Source organism: Bradyrhizobium sp. CCBAU 53415 (genome assembly GCF_028128735.1).
Classification (GTDB): Bacteria; Pseudomonadota; Alphaproteobacteria; order Rhizobiales; family Xanthobacteraceae; genus Bradyrhizobium.
Genome location: NZ_LBJF01000001.1, coordinates 976530 through 996879 on the forward strand (window position 1 = coordinate 976530; position 20350 = coordinate 996879).

General features: G+C 66.8%; 15 protein-coding genes. 9 read left to right on the forward strand and 6 right to left on the reverse strand.

Annotated features, from left to right (window positions below; genetic code table 11):
- Positions 1 to 133 precede the first annotated feature (133 nt).
- On the reverse strand, positions 134 to 1501 hold the full coding sequence (locus tag XH87_RS04500; protein ID WP_271586315.1) for a hypothetical protein: 1368 nt from the start codon (positions 1499 to 1501) through the stop codon (positions 134 to 136).
- 75 nt (positions 1502 to 1576) lie between these two features.
- Between XH87_RS04500 and XH87_RS04505 the strand changes: the two genes are divergently transcribed.
- Positions 1577 to 2773, forward strand: a complete 1197-nt coding sequence (locus XH87_RS04505; protein ID WP_271586316.1) for an MFS transporter — start codon at positions 1577 to 1579, stop codon at positions 2771 to 2773.
- Here the strand turns inward: XH87_RS04505 and dgcA are convergent.
- Positions 2743 to 3738, reverse strand: a complete 996-nt coding sequence (dgcA, locus tag XH87_RS04510) for an N-acetyl-D-Glu racemase DgcA (RefSeq protein WP_271586317.1) — start codon at positions 3736 to 3738, stop codon at positions 2743 to 2745. The genes XH87_RS04505 and dgcA overlap by 31 nt on opposite strands.
- Before the next feature lie 134 nt (positions 3739 to 3872).
- On the opposite strand from dgcA, the gene XH87_RS04515 reads away from it, so the two are divergent.
- The 3 genes from XH87_RS04515 to XH87_RS04525 are packed head-to-tail and all read left to right on the forward strand — an operon-like array spanning position 3873 to position 6693.
- On the forward strand, positions 3873 to 5006 hold the full coding sequence (locus XH87_RS04515; protein WP_271586318.1) for an MlaE family ABC transporter permease: 1134 nt from the start codon (positions 3873 to 3875) through the stop codon (positions 5004 to 5006).
- A 2-nt stretch (positions 5007 to 5008) separates the two neighbouring features.
- On the forward strand, positions 5009 to 5791 hold the full coding sequence (locus XH87_RS04520) for an ABC transporter ATP-binding protein (protein ID WP_271586319.1): 783 nt from the start codon (positions 5009 to 5011) through the stop codon (positions 5789 to 5791).
- Between the two features lie 29 nt (positions 5792 to 5820).
- Positions 5821 to 6693: an MlaD family protein gene (locus tag XH87_RS04525; RefSeq protein WP_271586320.1), complete on the forward strand. Its 873-nt coding sequence runs from the start codon at positions 5821 to 5823 to the stop codon at positions 6691 to 6693.
- Positions 6694 to 6935: 242 nt separating this feature from the next.
- Here XH87_RS04525 and XH87_RS04530 read toward each other — a convergent pair whose 3' ends face one another.
- Positions 6936 to 12578, reverse strand: a complete 5643-nt coding sequence (locus tag XH87_RS04530; RefSeq protein WP_271586321.1) for a negative regulator of septation ring formation — start codon at positions 12576 to 12578, stop codon at positions 6936 to 6938.
- 426 nt (positions 12579 to 13004) lie between these two features.
- Between XH87_RS04530 and XH87_RS04535 the strand changes: the two genes are divergently transcribed.
- Together XH87_RS04535 and XH87_RS04540 are read left to right on the forward strand one after the other, a co-directional pair.
- Positions 13005 to 13349 (forward strand): Hpt domain-containing protein, encoded by a 345-nt coding sequence (locus XH87_RS04535; protein ID WP_245333338.1) that lies wholly within the window; start codon positions 13005 to 13007, stop codon positions 13347 to 13349.
- Positions 13350 to 13514: 165 nt separating this feature from the next.
- Positions 13515 to 13835 (forward strand): 2Fe-2S iron-sulfur cluster-binding protein, encoded by a 321-nt coding sequence (locus XH87_RS04540; RefSeq protein ID WP_035707822.1) that lies wholly within the window; start codon positions 13515 to 13517, stop codon positions 13833 to 13835.
- 14 nt (positions 13836 to 13849) lie between these two features.
- Here the strand turns inward: XH87_RS04540 and XH87_RS04545 are convergent, their stop codons facing one another.
- Complete coding sequence (locus XH87_RS04545) at positions 13850 to 14317, reverse strand: acyl-CoA thioesterase (protein ID WP_035707819.1); 468 nt, start codon at positions 14315 to 14317, stop codon at positions 13850 to 13852.
- Between the two features lie 182 nt (positions 14318 to 14499).
- Here XH87_RS04545 and XH87_RS04550 point away from each other — a divergent pair, with 182 nt between their 5' ends.
- The 3 genes from XH87_RS04550 to XH87_RS04560 all read left to right on the forward strand — a co-directional run bounded on the left by XH87_RS04550 (position 14500) and on the right by XH87_RS04560 (position 16883).
- A complete protein-coding gene (locus XH87_RS04550) occupies positions 14500 to 15528 on the forward strand; it encodes an NAD(P)/FAD-dependent oxidoreductase (protein ID WP_271586322.1) in 1029 nt (342 codons plus the stop codon).
- Between the two features lie 105 nt (positions 15529 to 15633).
- The gene (locus XH87_RS04555) at positions 15634 to 16224 is read left to right on the forward strand and encodes a DUF2147 domain-containing protein (protein ID WP_158668058.1); all 591 of its coding nucleotides are present in this window, start codon (positions 15634 to 15636) and stop codon (positions 16222 to 16224) included.
- 302 nt (positions 16225 to 16526) lie between these two features.
- Complete coding sequence (locus tag XH87_RS04560) at positions 16527 to 16883, forward strand: hypothetical protein (RefSeq protein ID WP_035707809.1); 357 nt, start codon at positions 16527 to 16529, stop codon at positions 16881 to 16883.
- 316 nt (positions 16884 to 17199) lie between these two features.
- On the opposite strand, the gene garD is transcribed toward XH87_RS04560, so the two are convergent.
- The gene (garD, locus tag XH87_RS04565; protein WP_271586323.1) at positions 17200 to 18741 is read right to left on the reverse strand and encodes a galactarate dehydratase; all 1542 of its coding nucleotides are present in this window, start codon (positions 18739 to 18741) and stop codon (positions 17200 to 17202) included.
- 143 nt (positions 18742 to 18884) lie between these two features.
- Positions 18885 to 20333, reverse strand: a complete 1449-nt coding sequence (locus tag XH87_RS04570; protein ID WP_271586324.1) for an aldehyde dehydrogenase family protein — start codon at positions 20331 to 20333, stop codon at positions 18885 to 18887.
- Between the last annotated feature and the right edge of the window lie 17 nt (positions 20334 to 20350).

The following is a 20350-nucleotide window of genomic DNA, read 5'->3' on the forward strand; positions in this document are numbered from 1 at the left end:
CGCAGCGTCTCTTCGACGGTGCGCTGCTGAGCCGGGGCCCACGTTGCAGTAAAACTCGTCGCTCCTGGGTCCCGGATCTGCGCTTCGCTTGTCCGGGACACGACAGTGAATCGCGCGGGAAAGAGCTCGTCGCCTACGAGAAGAACGCGATCTTCTCGGCCTGGGTCATGCGGCGAATCGGCGCGAGCGGGTCGTTGGCCGGCGCGCGGGGCTTCTGCAGAATGCCGCTGGCGAGGATGGTGGCGCCGAGCGAGGGCTCGGGCAAGGACGTGGACAGAGGTGAGGGCATCGGCAGCGTCGCGGTCGAGGCTGCGGCGAATGTTGCGGTGGCCGCCATGGCCGGGGCCTGCTGTTCCATCACCTCGGCGGCGGCCTCGGCAATGGCATCGGTGAGGCGTGCGAGCGAGTCCATTGCGATCGGTGCGTCCGCGGCGGACTCTTCCGCAACGGCCGCGACGACCGGCTCGGGTGCAACCGGCTCCGGAAGATCGGCGGCAACAGGCGCTGCGACATCCGAGGCCATCGGTTCGGGCGTCGGCGCGGCCAGCTCGATCGGCTCGATGATCTCGTCGAACTCCGGATCGGGCGCCGCCATCTCCAGCGCGATGGCATCGAGTATGGCTTCGTCCTCGGCTTCCGCCGCGGCATCGGGCGAGAACGTGTCGGCGGCTTCCGCGAAGGCGGCGGGTTCGGCGGTCGGCTCCTCAAGAGCGACGTCTTCAGCTGCGACCTGGTCGGGCACGATGTCGCGTTCGGCAGCCGTCTCCGGCACGGCGACAGCGTCGACGGTCTGCTCGGCCATGGCGAGCGTTGCAGTGGTGCCGGCCTCCTCAGCGGCTCTTTGGGGCTCGGGAGTTGCTGCGATGTCCTGCGGCGTGTCCGCAAGAGCCACGGGGGCTTTGCTGGCCGTCTCGGCGGCCTGCGCCGGCGCAGCATCGGCGGAGGGCGCGGCCTGCGGCGTTGCGCCGCCGCCAAGCTGCTCGACCCGGTCCCTCAGCAGATCGAACGCGGCCTTGAGCTCGACGCGAGGGTCGATGGTCGAAATCTGTCCGCAGGCGGCCTCGATCGAGGCGAGCTGCGAATCAATGAGGTCGCAGATTCGCCCGTCGGCGCCGATCTCGCGCCAGCGCCAGGAGATCTCCTTGATGATGCGCACCCCGCGCGGGATCGGCGCGAGGCTCGCCTCGATCGCGGCGGGATCGAACGCCGCGATCGCGATCGTCTCGGCCTCGCGGATGGCGCGGCGGATCTCGACCAGCGCTTCGGGCAGGCGGTCCTCGACGACGGGTTGTCGCTGTGCCGCAAGGGTTTCTTCGATTCTGGCGACCGCATCCAGCACCATGCTCGTGTCGGCATTGCGGTTGCGTTTGGCGTATTCGCCGAGGAACCAGCGGCCGCGCGCGGTCTCCATGAAGGCTTCGCGGATCGCGTCGTAATCCTGCTCGTTCGGCTCGGCCGCGCGGGCAGACATGGGCGAGAGGGCGAATGCTTCGTTGGCCATGACAATCTCGTCGCGCAAATCACCGCGCGTTACTGTAACGATCACCACGATATCGACCGAATCGCAATTGGTTTGATGCAGACCGAATCACAAATCCCCATCGCGGCAGCCGAGAAGCGGCGATTCGCGGTGAACCTCGCCCTGTTCTATTCGGCGGTCTTCGCGGTCCTGGGCACGCATCTGCCGTTCTTTCCGCTCTGGCTGAAGGCGATCGGCATCGACGCGGCCTGGATCGGCCTCATCAATGCGCTGCCGGCGATCACGCGGTTCACAACGCTGCCGCAGGTCACCGCGTTTGCCGAGAAGCGACATGCCATTCGCGCCGCCATGATGGTGTCGGTGCTGGCGACCGCGATCGGCTTCACGGCGGTTGGATTGCAGCAGCAACCTCTGGCGTTGTTCCTGATCTATGCGCTGACTTGCATGATGTGGACACCGACGATGCCGCTGACCGACGCCTATGCGCTGCGCGGCGTCGCCCGTTACGGGCTCGACTATGGACCCCTGAGGCTGTGGGGCTCGGCGGCCTTTGCCGCGGGCTCGCTCGCTTGCGGCTATCTCGTCGACGTCATCGCGGCGCGCGATCTGATCTGGGTCATCGTCGCCTGGGCCGTCGTTGCGGTTCTCGCCAGCTCGCTGCTTCAGCCGCTCGACGATGTCAGGCACAGGACGACGGAGAGGCGTGCCCACACAGCGCTGCTGCGCGATGCCGGCTTCTGGGCGATCATCGCCTCGGCCGCGCTGATCCAGGGCAGCCACGTCGCCTACTACACCTTCTCGGCCATCAACTGGCAGCTCCATGGGATCAGTGGACTGACCATCGCGGAGCTGTGGACGCTGGGCGTGATCGCCGAGATTGTCGTGTTCGCGCTGTCTCCGCGCTTCTCGCTGCACCCGTCCACGATGATCGCGATCGGAGGGCTCAGCGCCGTGGTGCGCTGGATCGTCACCGCGCACGAGCCGCCGCTCGCGCTGCTCGCGATCGCGCAGCTGGGGCATGGTCTCAGCTTCGGCATGACCATCGTCGGCACCATGAATCTCTTGGTGCAGCGCGTACCGGCGCATCAGATCGCGCGGGGTCAGGGTTACTATGCCGCCTGCAACGGGCTACTGGGCGCGGCGACCTCGATCGCGTCAGGTGCGATCTACGCCCGCACCGGCGACGGCCTGTATTACGTCATGGCCGCGATGGCCGGCCTCGGCGCGCTCGTCATCTGGACGGCGCGGCATCGCCTCACGGCTCATCCCCACAACGCGGAATCGGGCGGATAGACCAGGCTGCCATCATAGCGCAGACCATGGTCGCGATCGCGCGCCAGCAGCAGCGGGCCGTCGAGATCGACGAAGCGCGCCTGCGGCGTCACCAGCATGGCGGGCGCCATCGACAGCGATGTCGCGACCATGCAGCCGATCATGATCTCGAAGCCGAGCGCTTGAGCAGCGTCGGCCATGGCGAGGGCTTCGGTGAGACCGCCGGTCTTGTCGAGCTTGATGTTCACGGCGTCGTAGCGTTCGCGCAACGGCGCGAGCGAGGAGCGGTCGTGCACGCTCTCGTCGGCGCAGACGGCGAGCGGGCGCTCGATCCGCGCCAGCGCTTCGTCCTTGCCTGATGGCAGCGGCTGCTCCACCAGGGTGACGCCGGCCGCGGCGCATGCGGCGAGGTTGTGCTCCAGGTTGGCCTCGGTCCAGGCCTCGTTGGCGTCGACGATCAGCTCGGATTTTGGCGCGGCCTTGCGCACCGCCGCGATTCGCTCCGGATCGCCATCGCCGCCGAGCTTGATCTTGAGCAGCGGCCGGTGCGCCGCTTTGGCGGTCGCCGCAGCCATGGCCTCCGGGGTACCTAACGAGATTGTGTAGGCGGTGGTGCGCTCGCCAGGCTCCAGGCGGTTCAGCAGGTTCCAGGCCCGCAGGCCGGCCGCCTTGGCCTCGAGGTCGATCAGGGCGCAATCCAGGGCGTTGCGGGCCGCACCGGGCGGCATGGCGGCCTGGAGGGCCTGCCGCGTCAGCCCGTCCGCGAGGGCCTGCTGCATGGCCTGGATGGCCGCAAGCGTGGCTTCCGGCGTCTCGCCGTAGCGGGGATAGGGCACGCACTCGCCGCGGCCGGTCAGGCCGTTGCGGCTGACCTCCGCCACGACCGTGACGGCCTCGGTCTTGGCCCCCCGGCTGATGGTAAAGCTGCCGGCAATCGGGAAGCGCTCGATTCGCGCCGCCAAAGTTGCAAATTTCATGGAAGTCATTTTGAACTCTGGCGAAATCTGAACCTGCTAGTTACCTCTAGCAACTAACATTAACCCCTTGGGGATACCTTCTCTGGGTAAGGGCGCGTGCGCAACTATCTGATTTTCTCCGCCCCGGCACGGGAGCGGACATCTTGAGCAGCGATCCGAAGCTGGAACGGATTGCGAAGGGCAACGCGCTGGCACTCTGCGCCACCGGGACCTGGACCGCGAGCTTTGCGCCGGTCCTGGAGCGGATGGTGGCTGACGCCGAGAAGCTCGCAGGCACCCCGCAAAGCATCTTCATCGACGTCTCCGAGGTCGCCAAGCTCGACACTTTCGGCGCCTGGCTGATCGAACGGCTGCGCCGCAGCCTGACCCAAGGCGCCGTCGAAGCGCAGATCGCGGGCCTCTCCGCCAATTATTCCAGCCTCGTGGACGAGGTGCGGCGGGTCAGGGCGACCCCCGATGTCGACAGCAGCACGATCACCATCTCCGGCATGCTGGAGCAGATCGGCCGGACCGTGGCCGGCGTGGCCGGGACCGTCGCCGGCCTCGTCGACATGCTCGGCGCGGTGCTCGCGGCGGCATTTCGCGTCCTGATCCACCCGCGCTCGTTCCGCCTGACCTCGACCGTGCATCACATGGAGCAGGTCTGCTGGCGCGCGGTGCCGATCATCGTGCTGATCACCTTCCTGATCGGCTGCATCATCGCCCAACAAGGCATCTTCCATTTCCGCCGCTTCGGCGCCGACATCTTCGTCGTCGACATGCTCGGCGTCCTGGTCCTGCGCGAGATCGGCGTATTGCTGGTCGCGATCATGGTCGCGGGCCGTTCCGGCAGCGCCTACACCGCCGAGCTCGGCTCGATGAAGATGCGCGAGGAGATCGACGCGCTGCGCACCATGGGCTTCGATCCGATCGAGGTCCTGGTGCTGCCGCGCATGCTGGCGCTGGTGCTGGCGCTGCCGATCCTGGCTTTCCTCGGCGCCATGGCCGCGCTCTATGGCGGCGGGCTCGTCGCCTGGCTTTATGGCGGCGTCGAGCCGGAGGCCTTCCTGCTGCGCTTGCGCGACGCCATCTCGATCGATCATTTCATCGTCGGCATGGTGAAGGCGCCCGTCATGGCCGCCGTGATCGGCATCGTCGCCTGCGTCGAAGGGCTCGCCGTGCAGGGCAGCGCGGAATCGCTGGGCCAGCACACCACCGCATCGGTGGTGAAGGGCATCTTCTTCGTCATCGTGATGGACGGCGTGTTCGCCATCTTCTTCGCCTCGATCGGGATGTGACGATGGCAAAAGAAGCTCAAAGCGAGATTCAAAATCCCATCATCCGCGTCCGCGACATCACCGTGCAGTTCGGCGCCACGCGCGTGCTCGATGGGCTCAACCTCGACGTCAAGCGCGGCGAAATATTGGGCTTCGTCGGTCCCTCGGGCGCGGGCAAATCGGTGCTGACGCGCACCATCATCGGCCTGGTGCCGAAGGTGGCAGGCTCCATCGAGGTGTTCGGCGTCGACCTCGATTCCTCCAGCACGTCGCAGCGGCGCAACGTGGAGCGGCGCTGGGGCGTGCTGTTCCAGCAGGGCGCGCTGTTCTCCTCGCTGACCGTGCGGCAGAACATCCAGTTTCCGATGCGCGAATATTTGCGCGTCTCGCAGCGGCTGATGGACGAGATCACCATGGCCAAGCTCACCATGGTCGGGCTCAAGCCCGAAGTCGCCGAGCGTTTCCCGTCCGAGCTCTCGGGCGGCATGATCAAGCGCGTGGCGCTGGCGCGCGCACTGTCGCTCGATCCGGACCTCGTGTTCCTGGACGAGCCGACCTCGGGCCTCGACCCGATCGCCGCCGGCGATTTCGACGAGCTGGTCAGGACGCTCCAGCGCACTTTGGGGCTGACCGTTTTCATGGTAACCCACGACCTCGACAGCCTCTACACAGCATGTGATCGCATCGCCGTTTTAGGGAACGGTAAGATCATTGCGGCAGGGTCGATCGCCGACATGCAGGCCTCGCAGCATCCCTGGCTGAGGCAGTATTTTCATGGCAAGCGCGCCCGCGCGGTCATGGGTTGAAGACCTGGGTTGAGTAGCCGGAGCACCTGATGGAAACGCGGGCGAATTACGTATTGATCGGCTCGTTCACGCTGGCGGTGATCGCCGCGGCGATCGGCTTCGTGCTGTGGTTCCAGTCGCTGCACACCACCAAGCAGCGCAGCCCTCTGCGCGTCGTGTTCGAGGGGCCCGCAGCGGGCCTGCGCAACGGCGGCAGCGTCAACTTCAACGGTATCAGGGTGGGCGAGGTGGTCTCGGTGAAGCTGGACAACCCGCGGCGGGTTGTCGCACTCGCCATGATCGAGAACAACGCCCCGATCCGCAAGGACACCCTGGTCGGGCTCGAGTTCCAGGGCCTCACGGGCGTCGCAGCCATCTCGCTCAAGGGCGGCGACGAGTCCGCGGCCCCACCGCCGCTCGACCAGGACGGCATCCCGACGCTCACCGCCGATCCCAACAAGCTCCAGGACGTCACCGAGGCGATCCGCGGCACGCTGCAGAACATCAACAAGATCGTCGCCGACAATCAGGAGTCGGTGAAGAACTCGCTCAAGAACCTCGAGACCTTCACCAACTCGCTGGCGCGCAATTCCGAGAAGATCGACGCCGTCATGGCCAAGGTCGACGGCGTCATGCTCAAGGCCGACAATCTCATGCTCGGCCTCAACACGCTGGCCGGCGGCAAGGACGGTGGCGAGCTGTTCCAGGCGGTGAAGTCGATCCGCGAGCTCGCCGACGATTTCGACAAGCGCTCCGGCGCGTTGATGGCCGACGGCCGCCGTACGCTGGGCGACATCAGCCGCGCCGTGAACAATTTCGACCGCAACCCGACCCGCGTCCTGTTCGGCGCCAGCAACTCGTCGCAGCCGGCCCCGCCGCCCGAGCCGCCGAGACCGGTGCCGTCCGCGAGCGGCAGGCGGTAGGAGGCGGGCGCGTTCGCGCTCTCGTGTCCCGGACGCGCTGCAACGCTCTTCGCGTTGCTGCGCAGAGCCGCGACCCGGAAGGCCTCACCGCGAAACGCCTCGACATGGGCCCCGGCTCGGCATCGCACCGCCGAAGGGGCGTTGCGCTGCGTCCGGGGCACGAGAGCGCGGATGACGTGCCCAAGCAAAAACGGAGGCCGTGAGGCCTCCGTTTTCATTCGCTACTCCTTGCTATCTGCCGCTCATCCCAGCCGGCCCGCCGCGTGCGCGAGCAGGGTGTACACGAGGCCCGTCTCCGAGATCAGGTGGCCGCGCAGCTCGTGCGGGCCGCGGCCGTCGCGGGCGACTTCGTCGAGCAGGCGCTCGAACTCGGCGACGTAGCGGTCGACCGTGCCCTTGAAGTTGCGGTCGGCGCGGTACTTGCGGGCGACCTCGTCGAAGGCCTTCTGGCCGGCGGGCGTGTAGAGGCGCTTGGTGAAGGCCTTGTTCTCGCCGCGCTGGTAGCGGTCCCACATCTCGGCGGCGAGGTTGCGGTCCATCAGCCGGCCGATGTCGAGCGACAGCGATTCCAGCGGGTTGCCGCCACCCTGCGGAGCCTGCGGCAGCGGCGCGGGTGCGGGGCGGCCGCGCGGAGCCTCGCGACCGGCCGGGGCGCCCTGGTTGGCGTCGGTGCGATTCAACAGGTCCGACAGCCAGCCGTCGCGGCCCTGGTCGTTGCCGGCAGGCGCGACCGGCGGCGCTTCGGTGCGGCGCGCAGCCGGCATGCCGAGGTCCGGCGGCGGCAGCGTCGAGGCGCTGCCAGTGTCGCGCATGCGGGTCTCGGGAGTCCGGCCGCCGACTGCGGCCAGTGCTACCGGTTCCTCCTGGCGCTGCACGCCGGCGCGGCCCGCCGTGGTGACGTCGAGGCCGCGGCCGTGCTGGGCCACGATGCGGTTGAGCTCGGCGAGGGCCTCGATCTGGTCGACGATCACCTTGCGCATCTGCGCCGTGCTCTCGGCGGCCTCCTGCGGCATCTCGAGCACGCCGCGGCGCAGCTCGTTGCGGGTGGCTTCGAGCTCGTTGTGCATCTCGAAGGCCATCTGCTTCATGCTGGAGACGAGGTTGGTGAACTTCTCGGTCGACTGCTTGAACATCGCATCCGCCTCGTCCGTGGTCTGGCGGTAGATGTCGTGCATCGCCTCGATGGTCTGCCGGTGCTCCTCCTCTGACGCCGCGCGCACCGCCTCGAACTGGCGGGTGATCGCGGCCGATCCTGCGCCGGCGGTCTCGGCAACGACGCGGGCGATGTCGCGGGCGCGCTCCTCGGCGGCGGCCAGCGATTCATCGAGCAGTCCGGTGAAGCGCGACAGCCGCTGGTCGAGATCGGCCGTGCGCAGATCGATCGTGGTGACGAGCGATTCCAGCGCCTGCTTGCGCTCGGCGAGCGAGGCAGTGGTGTTCCTGTTGCTCTGCTCGACGACCTGCGCGGCCTCGACCAGCGCCTGGCCGTGCTTGTCGAACTGGGTCGACAGCTCGCCGAGATCCTGCAGCGCCTTCGTGGTCTTGCTGTTGAAGACGTTGAGCTGCTCTTCCAGGTTCTGGGTCGCCGCGCCGTTGCGCGAGGTGACGTCGTTCATCGCCGAGACGAAGTCGGCGACGCGCGTCACCAGCGCCCGCTCGAGCGAGTTGAGGTTGTCGTGCGCACCGGTCAGCACCTCCTGGAGCAGGATGTTGCCTTCGCGCAGGCGCTCGAACAGGGCCACCGTGTCGGTGCGCAGGATCTTGCTGGTCTCCTGCATCTCGGTGACGGCCGCGATCGAAACCTGGCGCGACTGGTCGATCGCGGAACGCGAGGCCTGCTCGAGGTCCTTGAGCGATTTGCCGACCGCGCTCGTGGCGATCTCGCTGGCCGCGTTGATGGTGCGGGCGACTTCCGAGCCGTTGCCCATCATGGTCTGCGAGAAGGCCTGGCCGCGCGTCTCGATCGACTTCAGCGCATCGGAGGTGACGCGGTCGATGTCGAGCGTGAGCTGGCTGCTCTTCGAGCCGATCGCGTCGACCAGCGCGCCGCGCTTGGCGTCGATCATGTTCGACAGGCGGTCGGCCTGCTGCTGCACATAGGTGACGATCTCGTCGGTCTTGCCGGTCATGGCCTGGCCGAAGCTGGAGCTGGCGGCGAGCACCGAGCGCTCGATGTCGGCCGAGCTCGACTTGACCCGCGAGCTCGCCTCGTTGGAGGCCGATATCAGCGCGTTCTGGGCGTTGAGCGCGCTGGTCTGGATGTCGCTGGTCGCGTTGACGGTGGCCGCGTTCAGCGTCCGCTCGATCTCGGTCGAGATCGTGCGGATCTGGCTCGCGGCGTCGGCCGAGGTCGAGGTCAGCGAGATCTGCGCCTCGCGCGCACTGTTGAGGATGGTCGAGGCGGTGTCGGCGCCGACCGCGGTCAGCGTGCGCTCGATGTCCGTCGTCAGCGACTTGATCTGGCTCGCCGCATCGCTCGAGGCGGAGATCAGCGAGCCCTGGGCCTCGCGAACGCCGCTGGTGAGCGCCTCGATGGTGGCGCCGCCGGCGGTCGCCAGCGCGCGCTGCATCTCGGCCGCGAGCGAACGGACCTGGCTGGTCTGTTCGGCCGAGACCGCGAGCAGGGTGCTCTGGGCGTCGCGGGCGCTGGTGGTGATCGTCTCGGCGGTCGACTGGCCGACCTGCGAGAGCGAACGATGCACTTCGGCCGCGAGCGACTTGACCTGGCTCGCCGCATCCGACGACGCCGTGACAAGCGTGCTCTGGGCTTCGCGGGCACCGCTCATGATGGTCTCGGCCGTCGAGGTGCCCGCCATCGTGAGCGAGCGCTGCACGTCCGAGGACAGCGCCTTGATCTGGTTGGCGGTCTCGGTCGAGGCCGCGATCAGCGCGCCCTGCGCATCGCGGGCGCCGGCGGTGATCGATTCCGCCGTGGTGGTGCCGGCCAGCGACAGCGAACGCTGCACGTCGGCGGTGAGGGCCTTGACCTGGCTGGCCGCATCCGAGGAGGCGGTGACGAGAGTGGTCTGCACCTCGCGGGCGCCCGCCAGGATCGAGGCCGCGGTGGCCGAGCCTGCCGCCGACAGCGTGCGTTCGACGTCGGCCGCGAGCCCCTTGATCTGGTTGGAGGCCTCGCCCGATGCCGCGACCAGCGTCGACTGCGCTTCGCGGGCGCTGGTCAGGATCGAGTTCGCCGCACCGGTGCCGACCGCGGTCAGCGCCTGCTCGACCTCGGCCGAGGTCATCCTGAGCTGGGCGTTGACGTCGGAGGAGACCGTCAGCAGCGACTGCTGAGCCGTGCGCGCGCCGGTCTGGATCGTCTCGCTGGTGTTGACGACGAGGTTGGTGAGCGAGCGCTCGGCGTCCTCGACATGCGAGCGGATCGCGGTCGAGATCATCTCGGCGCGGGACATCATGTCCTCGCTGGCCTGGCGTCCGCTGCTTTCGATGCGGCCGGCGACGGCCTCGACGCGCGAGCCGAGCAGGTCCTCGAACTGCGCCACGCGCACGTCGATGTCGCTCGCGACAGAGCCGACCTTGGTCTCGATGGCCTGGTGGATCTCCTGGAAGCGCGCGGTAACCGTGTCGGTCAGATGCGCGGTGCGGCCGTCGATGATCTCGGTGACGCCGGTGATGCGGCGGTCGACCGCCTCGATCGCCTGCGCGGTGCCGTCCGTGAGCGTCGAGCCCAGAAGGGTGAGGCGCGTGTCGATCGACTGCACGGCCTGCGAGGCGCCGCTCGTCACGGCGGTGGTCAGGTAGGTGAGGCGGGAATCGATGGATTCGAGCGCCTGCGACGCGCCGCCGGCGAGCGTCGTCGTGAGGTGCGTCAGCCTCGTGTCGATCGACTGGATGGTCTGCGATGCGCCATCGGTCAGCGAGGTCGTGAGGTGGGTGAGGCGGGAGTCGATCGACTGGATCGCCTGTGCGGCACCGTCGGTCAGCGACGTCGCCAGCGTGTTGATGCGTCCGTCAATGGTCTCGGTCATGGACTCGGCGCGGGCGTCGAATGACTGTTCGAGCGCGGCGACGCGGCCGACGAGCTGCTCGTCGAAGGTCCTGATGTGGCCTTCGATGGTGCCGTCGAGGCTGGCGATCTTGCCGTTCAGCGAGGCGTCGAGATTGCTCACGCGTTCGCCGATCGTGGTCTCGAATTGCACGAGGCGCTGGTCGAGCACCGCCGTGATCTCGCCGCCGTTCGCCGTGAAGCGGGTGTCGAAATTGTCGACATAGGTCTTCAGCGTCTCGGCGATGTCCTGCGTGCGCTGGCCCATGCGCTCGACGATCTCGCCGCCGAAGGTCTTCACGGTGCGGTCGAACTCGGAGATGTGGCGCGTGATCAGCGCGCCCAGCGTGCCGGAATCGCGGGCGAACTTCTCGACCAGCTCGGTGCCCTGGTTCCTCACCAGCTCGTCGAAGGCGCTCATCTGCAGCGACAGCGAGTCGTGCGCGGTCTCGGTCTGGCTGACGACCTTGGCGACCAGGGTGTTGACGGTGGCGTCGAGCGCGTCGCTCGCCTTGTCGCCGGAGGTCATGATCTGGGTTGCGAGCCGGTTGCCGGCGTCGTCGATCTTGGCCGAGAGGTCGCTGGAGCGCAGCTCAAGCTCGAGCAGCAGCGAATCCGACGAATTCTTGAGGGAATCATGCACCTGCTCGGTGCGCTCGGAGATGCCGTCGACGATCGCGGCGGAGCGCTGCTCGAATTCGCCGGTGATGCGGTCGATGCGCTCGTTCAGCATCTCGTGGACGCGGTCGGCGAGGTCGACGAACTCGTCGTGGACGTGGCCGGTCTTGAAGTTGAGGCTGGTGGTCAGTCGCTCGCTGGCGTCGAGCACGGCGCGCGTGGTCTCGTTGCTGGCTTCCTCGAGGCGGTCGAGCAGGTCGCCGCCGCGCTCGCCGAGCGCCAGGATCATGTTGTCGCCGGCATTGCTCAGCGCACTGGTGATGTGGGCGCCGCGCTCTTCGAGCGCGCCGGTGATGGACTTCGCGACCTCGTCGACGCGCGAGGCGATCGCGTCGGAGATCAGCGCGATGTCGTGGCGCAGGTCGATCTGCACGCCGGAGATGGCGCTGCGGACCTGCTCGGCCTGGCCGACCAGATTGTCGCGCTGATGCGCGATGTCCTGGAGCAGGGCGCGGATGCGCACCTCGTTGTCGGAATAGGCGCGCTCCAGCGCGGCGACCTCGTTGGCGACCAGCGTCTCCAGCTCGCCGGCGCGCGCAATCGCGCGCTCGATGCCGTCGCCCATCGCCGCGACCTCGCGGCGGATGGCCTGGCCGACGGTGACCATGGAATCGGAGGCAGAGCCTTCCGGCTCGGAGAAGCGGATCGCGACCTGCGCCATCGCCTGCGCGATCATGCGCATTTCCTGGCCGCGCCAGACGAGACTGGCGAGGAAGTAGAACAGCATGATCGGCGCGAAGAACATCGCGACGAGGCCGGCGATGACGAGCACGCCGCCGCTCTGGCCCATGGCGGCCTGGATCGAGGGCAGGAAGCCGACGGTCAGCGCCGCGCAGGCGGCGAGCCAGATGCCGGCGAAGATGGTGGCGAAGGTGTAGACGCTGCGGGCAGGGCGGCCTTTCTGAAGCGCCTGGAGCAGCTGGCCGATGGTCTCGCGGTCGTCATTGGCGGCGCGGCGCGAGGCGCGCGGCTCCTCGACCGTGTCGAACACGGTTGCCCGCTCGTTGGCGGCCGGTCGCGGCTCGAAGCTCGGCTCGTCGAAGATCGGGGGCGCGGGCGGCGGCACCGGGGGCGCCGTCTCGTTGCGCATCGTGGCGTTGCGGCTGGTATCCGCAGCCGTGTCACTGATGTTCAGGGCTTCCTGGATCGCAGAAAGCGCAACTTCTGTGGGGTCTTTGACCTTTTTCGGAGTGTTCGCCATGTTCAGTCCGAGCCCTCGTTACTTGTACGCGTCCCCCCGCGAGCCCTGCGCGCCGCGCGAGCCCACAGACCGGATCATGCCGCTTGCGCGGATCTCCGAGCCGTCCCCACCCCGGACGGCTTGTCCGCCAATTTCCGCAACATCCTATTGGCAGAGCGTCGCGAATGAAATGCCCGCGATTAAGACAATCTTAATCATCGTTAACAGCATCGCGCCGTAACGCCTTAGCAATAAATACAATTCTCCACCGAACTCGGTCGATTGCGGCAACTTTCCGTCAACAAGCGGGCGGATCTGCGTCAAACGGCCCAAACATTTCGTTAACCATTTTCATGCTTGGGTGGGGGAACCTGACCGCCGGACCGGCGGCCGCTGCGCGACGCCGGGGCCTGCACCATGCCGCCTGAACTGCAACGGATGGACTGGATGCCTTCGCCCCCGCTTGCACCTTTCGACAGCCCGCTCGATCTCGATCATCTCTCCCGGATGACGCTCGGCGACTCCGACCTGGAGCAGGAAGTGCTGGCGATGTTTGCCGAGCAGGCGGTCCGCCTGCTCGCGGCGATGGCTGCAATGCCGGCCGAGACCGGCCCGCTCGCGCACAAGCTCAAGGGTTCGGCGCGCGGGGTTGGCGCCTTTGCGGTGGCCGATGCCGCAGCCAGCCTGGAGATGGCGGCCCGGACCGGCCATGGCCGGGCCGATGCCTTTGCCGCGCTGAAAGAGGCGGTGACCGAGGCCCGCGCCGCCATCGAGGCGATCCTGAAGCCGTAGGCCGATACGGTCGGAGCCGGGCTCTAGTCTTTTGTTTTGACGCGTTTTCTTCCCGCAAAGCGGGATTCATTTCGCATCAAAACGCTATGGCGCCGGGCTGACCGACCCGTTATAGGACAGCCCGGACCCTCCTTCATTCCCAGCACCGCGGCAGCACGAGCACACATGGCCAAGATTCACTTTGTCGACCACAAGGGCGAAACCCGCACGGTGGAAATCGAGAACGGCGCAACCGTGATGGAAGCCGCGATCCGCAACAGCATTCCCGGCATCGAGGCCGAATGCGGCGGCGCCTGTGCCTGCGCGACCTGCCATGTCTATGTCGACGAAGCCTGGCGCGAGAAGGTCGGCAGCCCGACGCCGATGGAAGAGGACATGCTCGACTTCGGCTTCGACGTGCGCCCGAATTCGCGCCTGTCCTGCCAGATCAAGGTCTCCGACGAGCTCGACGGTCTCATCGTCTCGACGCCGGAACGGCAGGCCTGATCTCTCCACTCGCGCTAGATGCTCGGCGGCGCGACCTCGATACCGCGCTTGTGCCAGGGTCCGAGCTTCTCGATCACCTCTGCGGTCAGCGGCGTCGGCCGCCGCGTCGCTTCGTCGATCATGACGCCGACCGACGTTGCCGACGCGATGCATTTTCCTTGTGAGAACACGACCTGCTCGAAGGTCACCGACGTCCGTCCGAGCTTCACCACGCCGAGGCCGAGCTCGATCGTGTTGGGCCAGTGCAGCTCGGCGCGGAAATGGATGTCGAGCCGCACCATGATCCAGGCGAGTCCCGGCGGCGTCAGGCCGTATTCCGGGAGCTTCATCAGCGTGACGCGGCCGGTCTCGAAATAAGTCGCGTAGACCGCGTTGTTGACGTGCTGGTTGGGATCGAGGTCGCCGAAGCGGACGTTGTCGCTGAGGCGGTAGGGATAGTCCTCCAGGCGCGGCGTCGTGTCGAGGCGGCTTGGTGCGTTCACCGATTGATCTCCGTCATATCCTTTGTCGTTACAGCTCAGTTATCCTGCGCCGGCAAGTGGGCGTGGCTGCGGGACGCTCCCGCTTTTATGCCTTCCCTGATCCATCCCCGTTGGCTAGACAGGCAGGGTCACCTCTGCCCACAGGGCTCCGTCCAACCGATAACGACAGACAAAGAGACGACATGAGCGACGCGATCAAAACCGATGTGCTGATTATTGGTGCCGGCCCCTGCGGTCTGTTCGCCGCATTCGAGCTCGGCCTTCTCGACATGAAGGCGCACTTCGTCGATATCCTCGACAAGGTCGGCGGCCAGTGCGCCGAGCTTTATCCGGAAAAACCGATCTACGACATTCCCGGCATTCCGCATGTCTCCGGGCAGGGACTCACCGACGCGCTGATGGAGCAGATCAAGCCGTTCCATCCGACCTTCCATCTCGGCGAGATGGTCGAGACCGTGGAGAAGATCGGCGATCCCGCCTTCCGCTGTACCACGGATGCCGGCAAGGTGTTCGAATGCAAGGTCCTGGTGATCGCGGCCGGCGGCGGCTCGTTCCAGCCCAAGCGTCCGCCGGTGCCGGGCATCGAGGCCTATGAAGGCACGTCGGTCCATTACGCCGTGCGCAAGATGGAGACGTTCCGCGACAGGAACGTGCTGATCGTCGGCGGCGGCGATTCCGCGCTCGACTGGACGCTCAATTTGCATCCGATCGCCAAGCGCATCACGCTGCTGCACCGGCGCGACGAGTTTCGCGCCGCGCCCCACAGCGTCGAGCAGATGCGCGCCCTGGTCGCCGGCGGCAAGATGGATCTGCGGCTCGGCCAGGTCACCGCGCTCTCCGGCACCGAGGGCAAGCTCACCGGCGCGACCGTGAAGGGCAATGACAACAGCGTGAGCGAAATCGCCTGCGATACCATGCTGCCGTTCTTCGGGCTGACCATGAAGCTCGGCCCGGTCGCGAACTGGGGCATTGCGCTGGAGAACAATCTGGTGCCGGTCGAGACATCCGCGTTCGAGACCAACGTATCGGGCATCTTCGCGATCGGCGACATCAACACCTATCCCGGCAAGATCAAGCTGATCCTGTGCGGCTTCCACGAGGGCGCGCTGATGTCGCAAAAAGCCCATCGCTACGTCTATCCGGATAAGCGGCTCGTGTTCCAGTACACGACTTCGTCCTCCAGCCTGCAAAAGAAGCTCGGTGTCAACTGACGGAACGCAGCGGGGAGGCGATGCCCCATGTTTCTGGTGCTGGAACCGTTCGCGAAATCGCCGTAGTCTGCGGCCATTCCGGTTGTGGAATAGCAAGGTGATCTAATGCGGAATTTTTCCAGCTCTCGGCTGTTCTCCTTCGTCGCGCTCGCATTGTCGCTCGCGACTGTGAGCCCGTGTGCAGCGCAGAGCGCCGAGCCCACAGCGGCGGGCCTCTGGCAGAAGGTCGAAGACGGCAAGACGGTCGGATGGTTCCTCTTCGTCGACCACAACGGCGTCTTCGAAGGTGTGATCGCAAAGACCTTCCCGCGGCCAACCGACAATCCGAACGAGGTTTGCAGCAAGTGCACCGACGATCGCAAGAACGCGCCGGTGCTCGGCATCTCCTTTGTCCGCAACATGAAGCGCGAAGGATTGAAGTACGAAGGCGGCAACGTGCTCAATCCGCGCGACGGTCAGATCTGGAAGGCCAACATGCGGGTCAGCCCCGACGGCCAGACCCTGACGCTGCGCGGTTATCTCGGCATCGCGCTGCTCGGCAAGGACGAGACCTGGACGCGCCTGCCGGATGCCTACATCGCGCAGATCGATCCTGCCATCGTCGCGAAGTACCTGCCTGCGCAGGCCGCCGCAGCGAAGCCGCCGGCGCCCGCGACGAAGAAGGGCGGCGCGATGATGGCTCCGGCGAAACAGTAGGGACGTATTTCGCACGCTGCGCCGCCTCAACGCCTGTAGCTTCCGCGCCCGCCAGCGGGGAAGCCAGTCCCCATCAGTCTCTCCGTTTCCTCGAACGGCCTGTGCGGCGACGTTCGCCGAAAGGCGAACGCGTGCCGGACCCGCTCCAGTAGTTCCCCGGAATGCGCGCTGGCGCTGGATTTGCATAGCTGTCGGCAAAGCTGCCAGGGAGCGAGTCGCCGTCTCCACGCCTGCCGCACACCATGCGGAGGGGCGGACGGCGGCGTTTGCCTCGCGGCGGTCACTTCGACCGCGGAGACGACATGAGACCTGCCATATCAGGTGCGGCCACGCTGCTGGGGTTGACGACGCTGCTCGCGGCTTCGGCGCTGGCGCGCGACGACGGCCGCTACGCCAATTCGCCCTTGAAACCCTGGTTCGAGAGCCTGCACAGCGAATACGGGCAATGCTGCTCGGATGCCGACGGCTACGTCATTGCCGACGTCGATTGGGAGTCCGAACGCGGCCACTACCGCGTGCGCATCGACGACGAATGGGTCGTGGTGCCCGACGGGGCGGTGATCACCGTGCCGAACAAGATCGGCCGCACCATGGTGTGGAAGCACTATATCGACGGCCATCCGCGCGTGCGCTGCTTCATGCCGGGCAGCATGACGTGAACGAACGCACCTCGTTCCGCGCGCCGCGGAAGCGCCGTCATGACCGGCGCGGTGCTGCGTTCGCTGCGATCAGGGATTAGGCGGTTGCGCCCATCAATCTGCTACGGAGCGATCCGTTCAAGGAGCTGGTTCGTAGGGACGTCACGCCGCAGGGACTGGATGCGCATACCGTCATCACCCGGGCGAGATCGAAGCTTGGAAACCGCCGCAACGTCGAGGGTGTCGGGCTCGCCGAATACCGGACGCAGCCGGCCCGTCACGCTGGGCGACATGCACCTGATCGATAGCCAATGACAGGCACCCGGCCCGTCGCCCCTCAGGTCACCGGCGCCGGATTGAACAGCGTGAGATCATTGTGGATGCCCCAGCGGTCCGACCACGGCTTGATGCGGCCAGAGGCGACATTGAGGATCAGGCGGAACAGGTCCCAGCCGCATTCCTCGATGGTCTTCTCGCCGGTGGCGATGCTGCCGGCGTCGAAGTCGATCAGGTCCTTCCAGCGCCGCGCGAGCTCGCTGCGGGTGGCGACCTTGATCACGGGCGCGGCGGCAAGCCCGTAGGGCGTGCCGCGGCCGGTGGTGAACACCTGCAGCGTCATGCCGGAGGCGAGCTGCAGCGTGCCGCAGATGAAGTCGGAAGCGGGCGTTGCCGCGAACAGCATGCCCTTCTGCGTCGCCTTCTCGCCGGGCGAGAGCACGCCGGTGATGGCGCTCGATCCGGACTTCACGATCGAGCCCAATGACTTCTCGACGATGTTGGCGAGGCCGCCCTTCTTGTTGCCGGGCGTGGTGTTGGCGCTGCGGTCGGCGCCGCCTCGGGCCAGATAGGAATCGTACCAGGCCATCTCGCGCACAAGGGCGCGGCCGACCTCCTCGCTGATCGCGCGTCGCGTCAGGAGCTGGATCGCGTCGCGCACCTCGGTGACCTCGGAGAACATCACGGTGGCGCCGGCGCGCACCAGGAGATCGGCGGCGAATCCGACGGCGGGGTTCGCGGTGACGCCGGAGAAGGCGTCGCTGCCGCCGCATTGCAGGCCGATGACGAGATCGGAGGCCGGGCAGGTCTCGCGCTTGCGGGTGTTGAGCACCTTCAGCCGGGCCTCGGCCTGGGTCATGATGGCATCGACGATGGCGCCGAAACCGTCGAAGGCTTCGTCCTGCATGCGCACGATGGCATCGCCCACGCCCTCCGGCACCAGCCGCTCGGGCGCGAGCTTCTCGCAGCCGAGACCGACGACCAGGATCTCGCCGCCGAAATTCGGGTTGAGCGCGAGGTTCTGCAGGGTGCGGATCGGCACCACCGCGTCGGGCGCGGTGATGGCGACGCCGCAGCCATAGGCATGGGTCAGCGGCACGACGTCGTCGACATCAGGGTACTTCGGCAACAGCTCGGCACGGATGCGCTTGACCGCATATTCCATCGTGCCCTTGACGCATTGCACGGAGGAGGAGATGCCGAGGATGTTCTTGGTGCCGACCGAGCCGTCGGGATTGCGATAGCCTTGGAAGGTGAAGCCTTCGAGCGGCGGCAGCGGGGCGGGGACGGCGGTCGAGATTTCAAGCTTGTCGAGGGCAGGGGCCTCCGGCATGCGGATGCGGGCTTCGTCCACCCACTCGCCGGCCAGGATCGGCGAGAGCGCGTGGCCGATGATCTCGCCATAGCGGATGATCGGCGCGCCTTCCGCGATGTCGACCAGGGCCGTCTTGTGTCCCTGCGGCACGAAGACGCGCAGCGTCAGGCCGCTGGCGAAGCGGGAGCCGGCGGGAAGCCCGAAATCATTGACCACGATCGCGACATTGTCGCGCTCGTTGAGCTTGATGTAGCGGGGCTGCTCTTTCGCTGCGACGTCCTGGTCCATGATGGACTCCGGGAGTTGTAGGGTGGGTTAGCCCTGCGATTGCGCAGAGCGCAATCGAATCGGCGTAAGCCACCAGCATCTTTATCCTTGGAAGCAGAAGAGGTGGGTTACGCTGCGCTAACCCACCCTCCCATATTGGCCTGTCAGCCCGGGAAGGTATAGGCCGTCTTCACCGTCGTGTAGAACTCGCGGGCATAGGAGCCCTGCTCGCGCGCGCCGTAGCTCGAGCCCTTCCGGCCGCCGAACGGCACGTGATAGTCGACGCCGGCGGTCGGCAGGTTGACCATCACCATGCCGGACTCGCTGTTGCGCTTGTAGTGCGAGGCATATTTCAGGCTGGTGGTGCAGATGCCGGAGGCGAGACCGAACTCGGTATCGTTGGAGATCGCGAGCGCCTCCTCGTAGTTCTTGGCGCGGATGACGGCGGCGACGGGGCCGAAAATCTCCTCACGCGCGATGCGCATGTTGTTGCTGGCTTCGGTGAACAGCGCCGGCTGCAGATAGTGACCGGGGTTCTCGCGCTTGAGCAGCTCGCCGCCGAAGGCGAGCCTGGCGCCCTCGTCCTGGCCGATCTTGATATAGCGCAGGTCCTGGTCGAGCTGGCTCTGATCGACGACGGGGCCGATATGCACGCCGGCCTTGAGCGCGTCGTCCACCGACAGGCCCTTCAGCCGCTCGGCCATTGCTGCGACGAAGCGATCGTGGATGCCTTCGGTGACGATCAGGCGAGAGGAGGCGGTACAGCGCTGACCGGTCGAGAAATAGGCACCGTTGACGGCAACCTCGACGGCGGTCTTGAGATCCGCGTCGTCGAGCACGACCAGCGGATTCTTGCCGCCCATCTCGAGCTGGAATTTCTTCATGGGGTTCGACAGCACGCAGGCCTGCGCGATCTTGCGCCCCGTCTGCACCGAGCCGGTGAAGGAGATCGCGGCGACATCCGGATGGTCGAGCAGCGTCTGCCCGACCACGGAGCCGGAGCCGACCACGAGGTTGAACACGCCGGCCGGAATCCCGGAGCGGGTGATGATCTCGGACAGCGCGTGCGCCGAGCCGGGCACCAGCTCGGCCGGCTTGAACACCACCGTGTTGCCGTAGCAGAGCGCGGGCGCGATCTTCCAGGCCGGGATCGCGATCGGGAAATTCCAGGGCGTGATCATGCCGACGACGCCGACCGGCTCACGGGTGAGCTCGACGTCGAGGCCGGGACGGACCGAGGCGCCCTTCTCGCCGATCAGGCGCAGCGCTTCGCCGGCGAAGAATGCAAAGATCTGGCCTGCGCGCGCGACCTCGCCGATGCCCTCGGGCAGTGTCTTGCCTTCCTCGCGCGCGAGCAGGCGGCCGAGCTCTTCCTTGCGGGCGAGGATTTCGGTCGAGATCTTGTTCAGTGCGTCATAGCGCACCTGCGGTGTCGACTGCGCCCAGCCGGGGAAGGCCGCCTTGGCAGCCGCAATCGCCTTCTCGGTCTGCGCCTTGTCGGCCTTGGCGTATTCGCCGACGAGATCGTTGGTGTTGGAGGGGTTGATGTTCTTCGTGACGCCGGAGCCGTCGACCCATTCGCCGCCGATGAAGTTCTTCAGGATCGCTGTCATGTATTCCTCCAGAGTTT

Coding starts and splice junctions, on each gene's coding strand:
- garD (WP_271586323.1), bottom strand. CDS start 18,741: ATGGACCAGGACGTCGCAGCGAAAGAGCAGCCCCGCTACATCAAGCTC.
- XH87_RS04520 (WP_271586319.1), top strand. CDS start 5,009: ATGGCAAAAGAAGCTCAAAGCGAGATTCAAAATCCCATCATCCGCGTC.
- XH87_RS04535 (WP_245333338.1), top strand. CDS start 13,005: ATGCCTTCGCCCCCGCTTGCACCTTTCGACAGCCCGCTCGATCTCGAT.
- XH87_RS04500 (WP_271586315.1), bottom strand. CDS start 1,501: ATGGCCAACGAAGCATTCGCCCTCTCGCCCATGTCTGCCCGCGCGGCC.
- XH87_RS04570 (WP_271586324.1), bottom strand. CDS start 20,333: ATGACAGCGATCCTGAAGAACTTCATCGGCGGCGAATGGGTCGACGGC.
- XH87_RS04505 (WP_271586316.1), top strand. CDS start 1,577: ATGCAGACCGAATCACAAATCCCCATCGCGGCAGCCGAGAAGCGGCGA.
- dgcA (WP_271586317.1), bottom strand. CDS start 3,738: ATGACTTCCATGAAATTTGCAACTTTGGCGGCGCGAATCGAGCGCTTC.
- XH87_RS04540 (WP_035707822.1), top strand. CDS start 13,515: ATGGCCAAGATTCACTTTGTCGACCACAAGGGCGAAACCCGCACGGTG.
- XH87_RS04550 (WP_271586322.1), top strand. CDS start 14,500: ATGAGCGACGCGATCAAAACCGATGTGCTGATTATTGGTGCCGGCCCC.
- XH87_RS04530 (WP_271586321.1), bottom strand. CDS start 12,578: ATGGCGAACACTCCGAAAAAGGTCAAAGACCCCACAGAAGTTGCGCTT.
- XH87_RS04525 (WP_271586320.1), top strand. CDS start 5,821: ATGGAAACGCGGGCGAATTACGTATTGATCGGCTCGTTCACGCTGGCG.
- XH87_RS04560 (WP_035707809.1), top strand. CDS start 16,527: ATGAGACCTGCCATATCAGGTGCGGCCACGCTGCTGGGGTTGACGACG.
- XH87_RS04555 (WP_158668058.1), top strand. CDS start 15,634: ATGCGGAATTTTTCCAGCTCTCGGCTGTTCTCCTTCGTCGCGCTCGCA.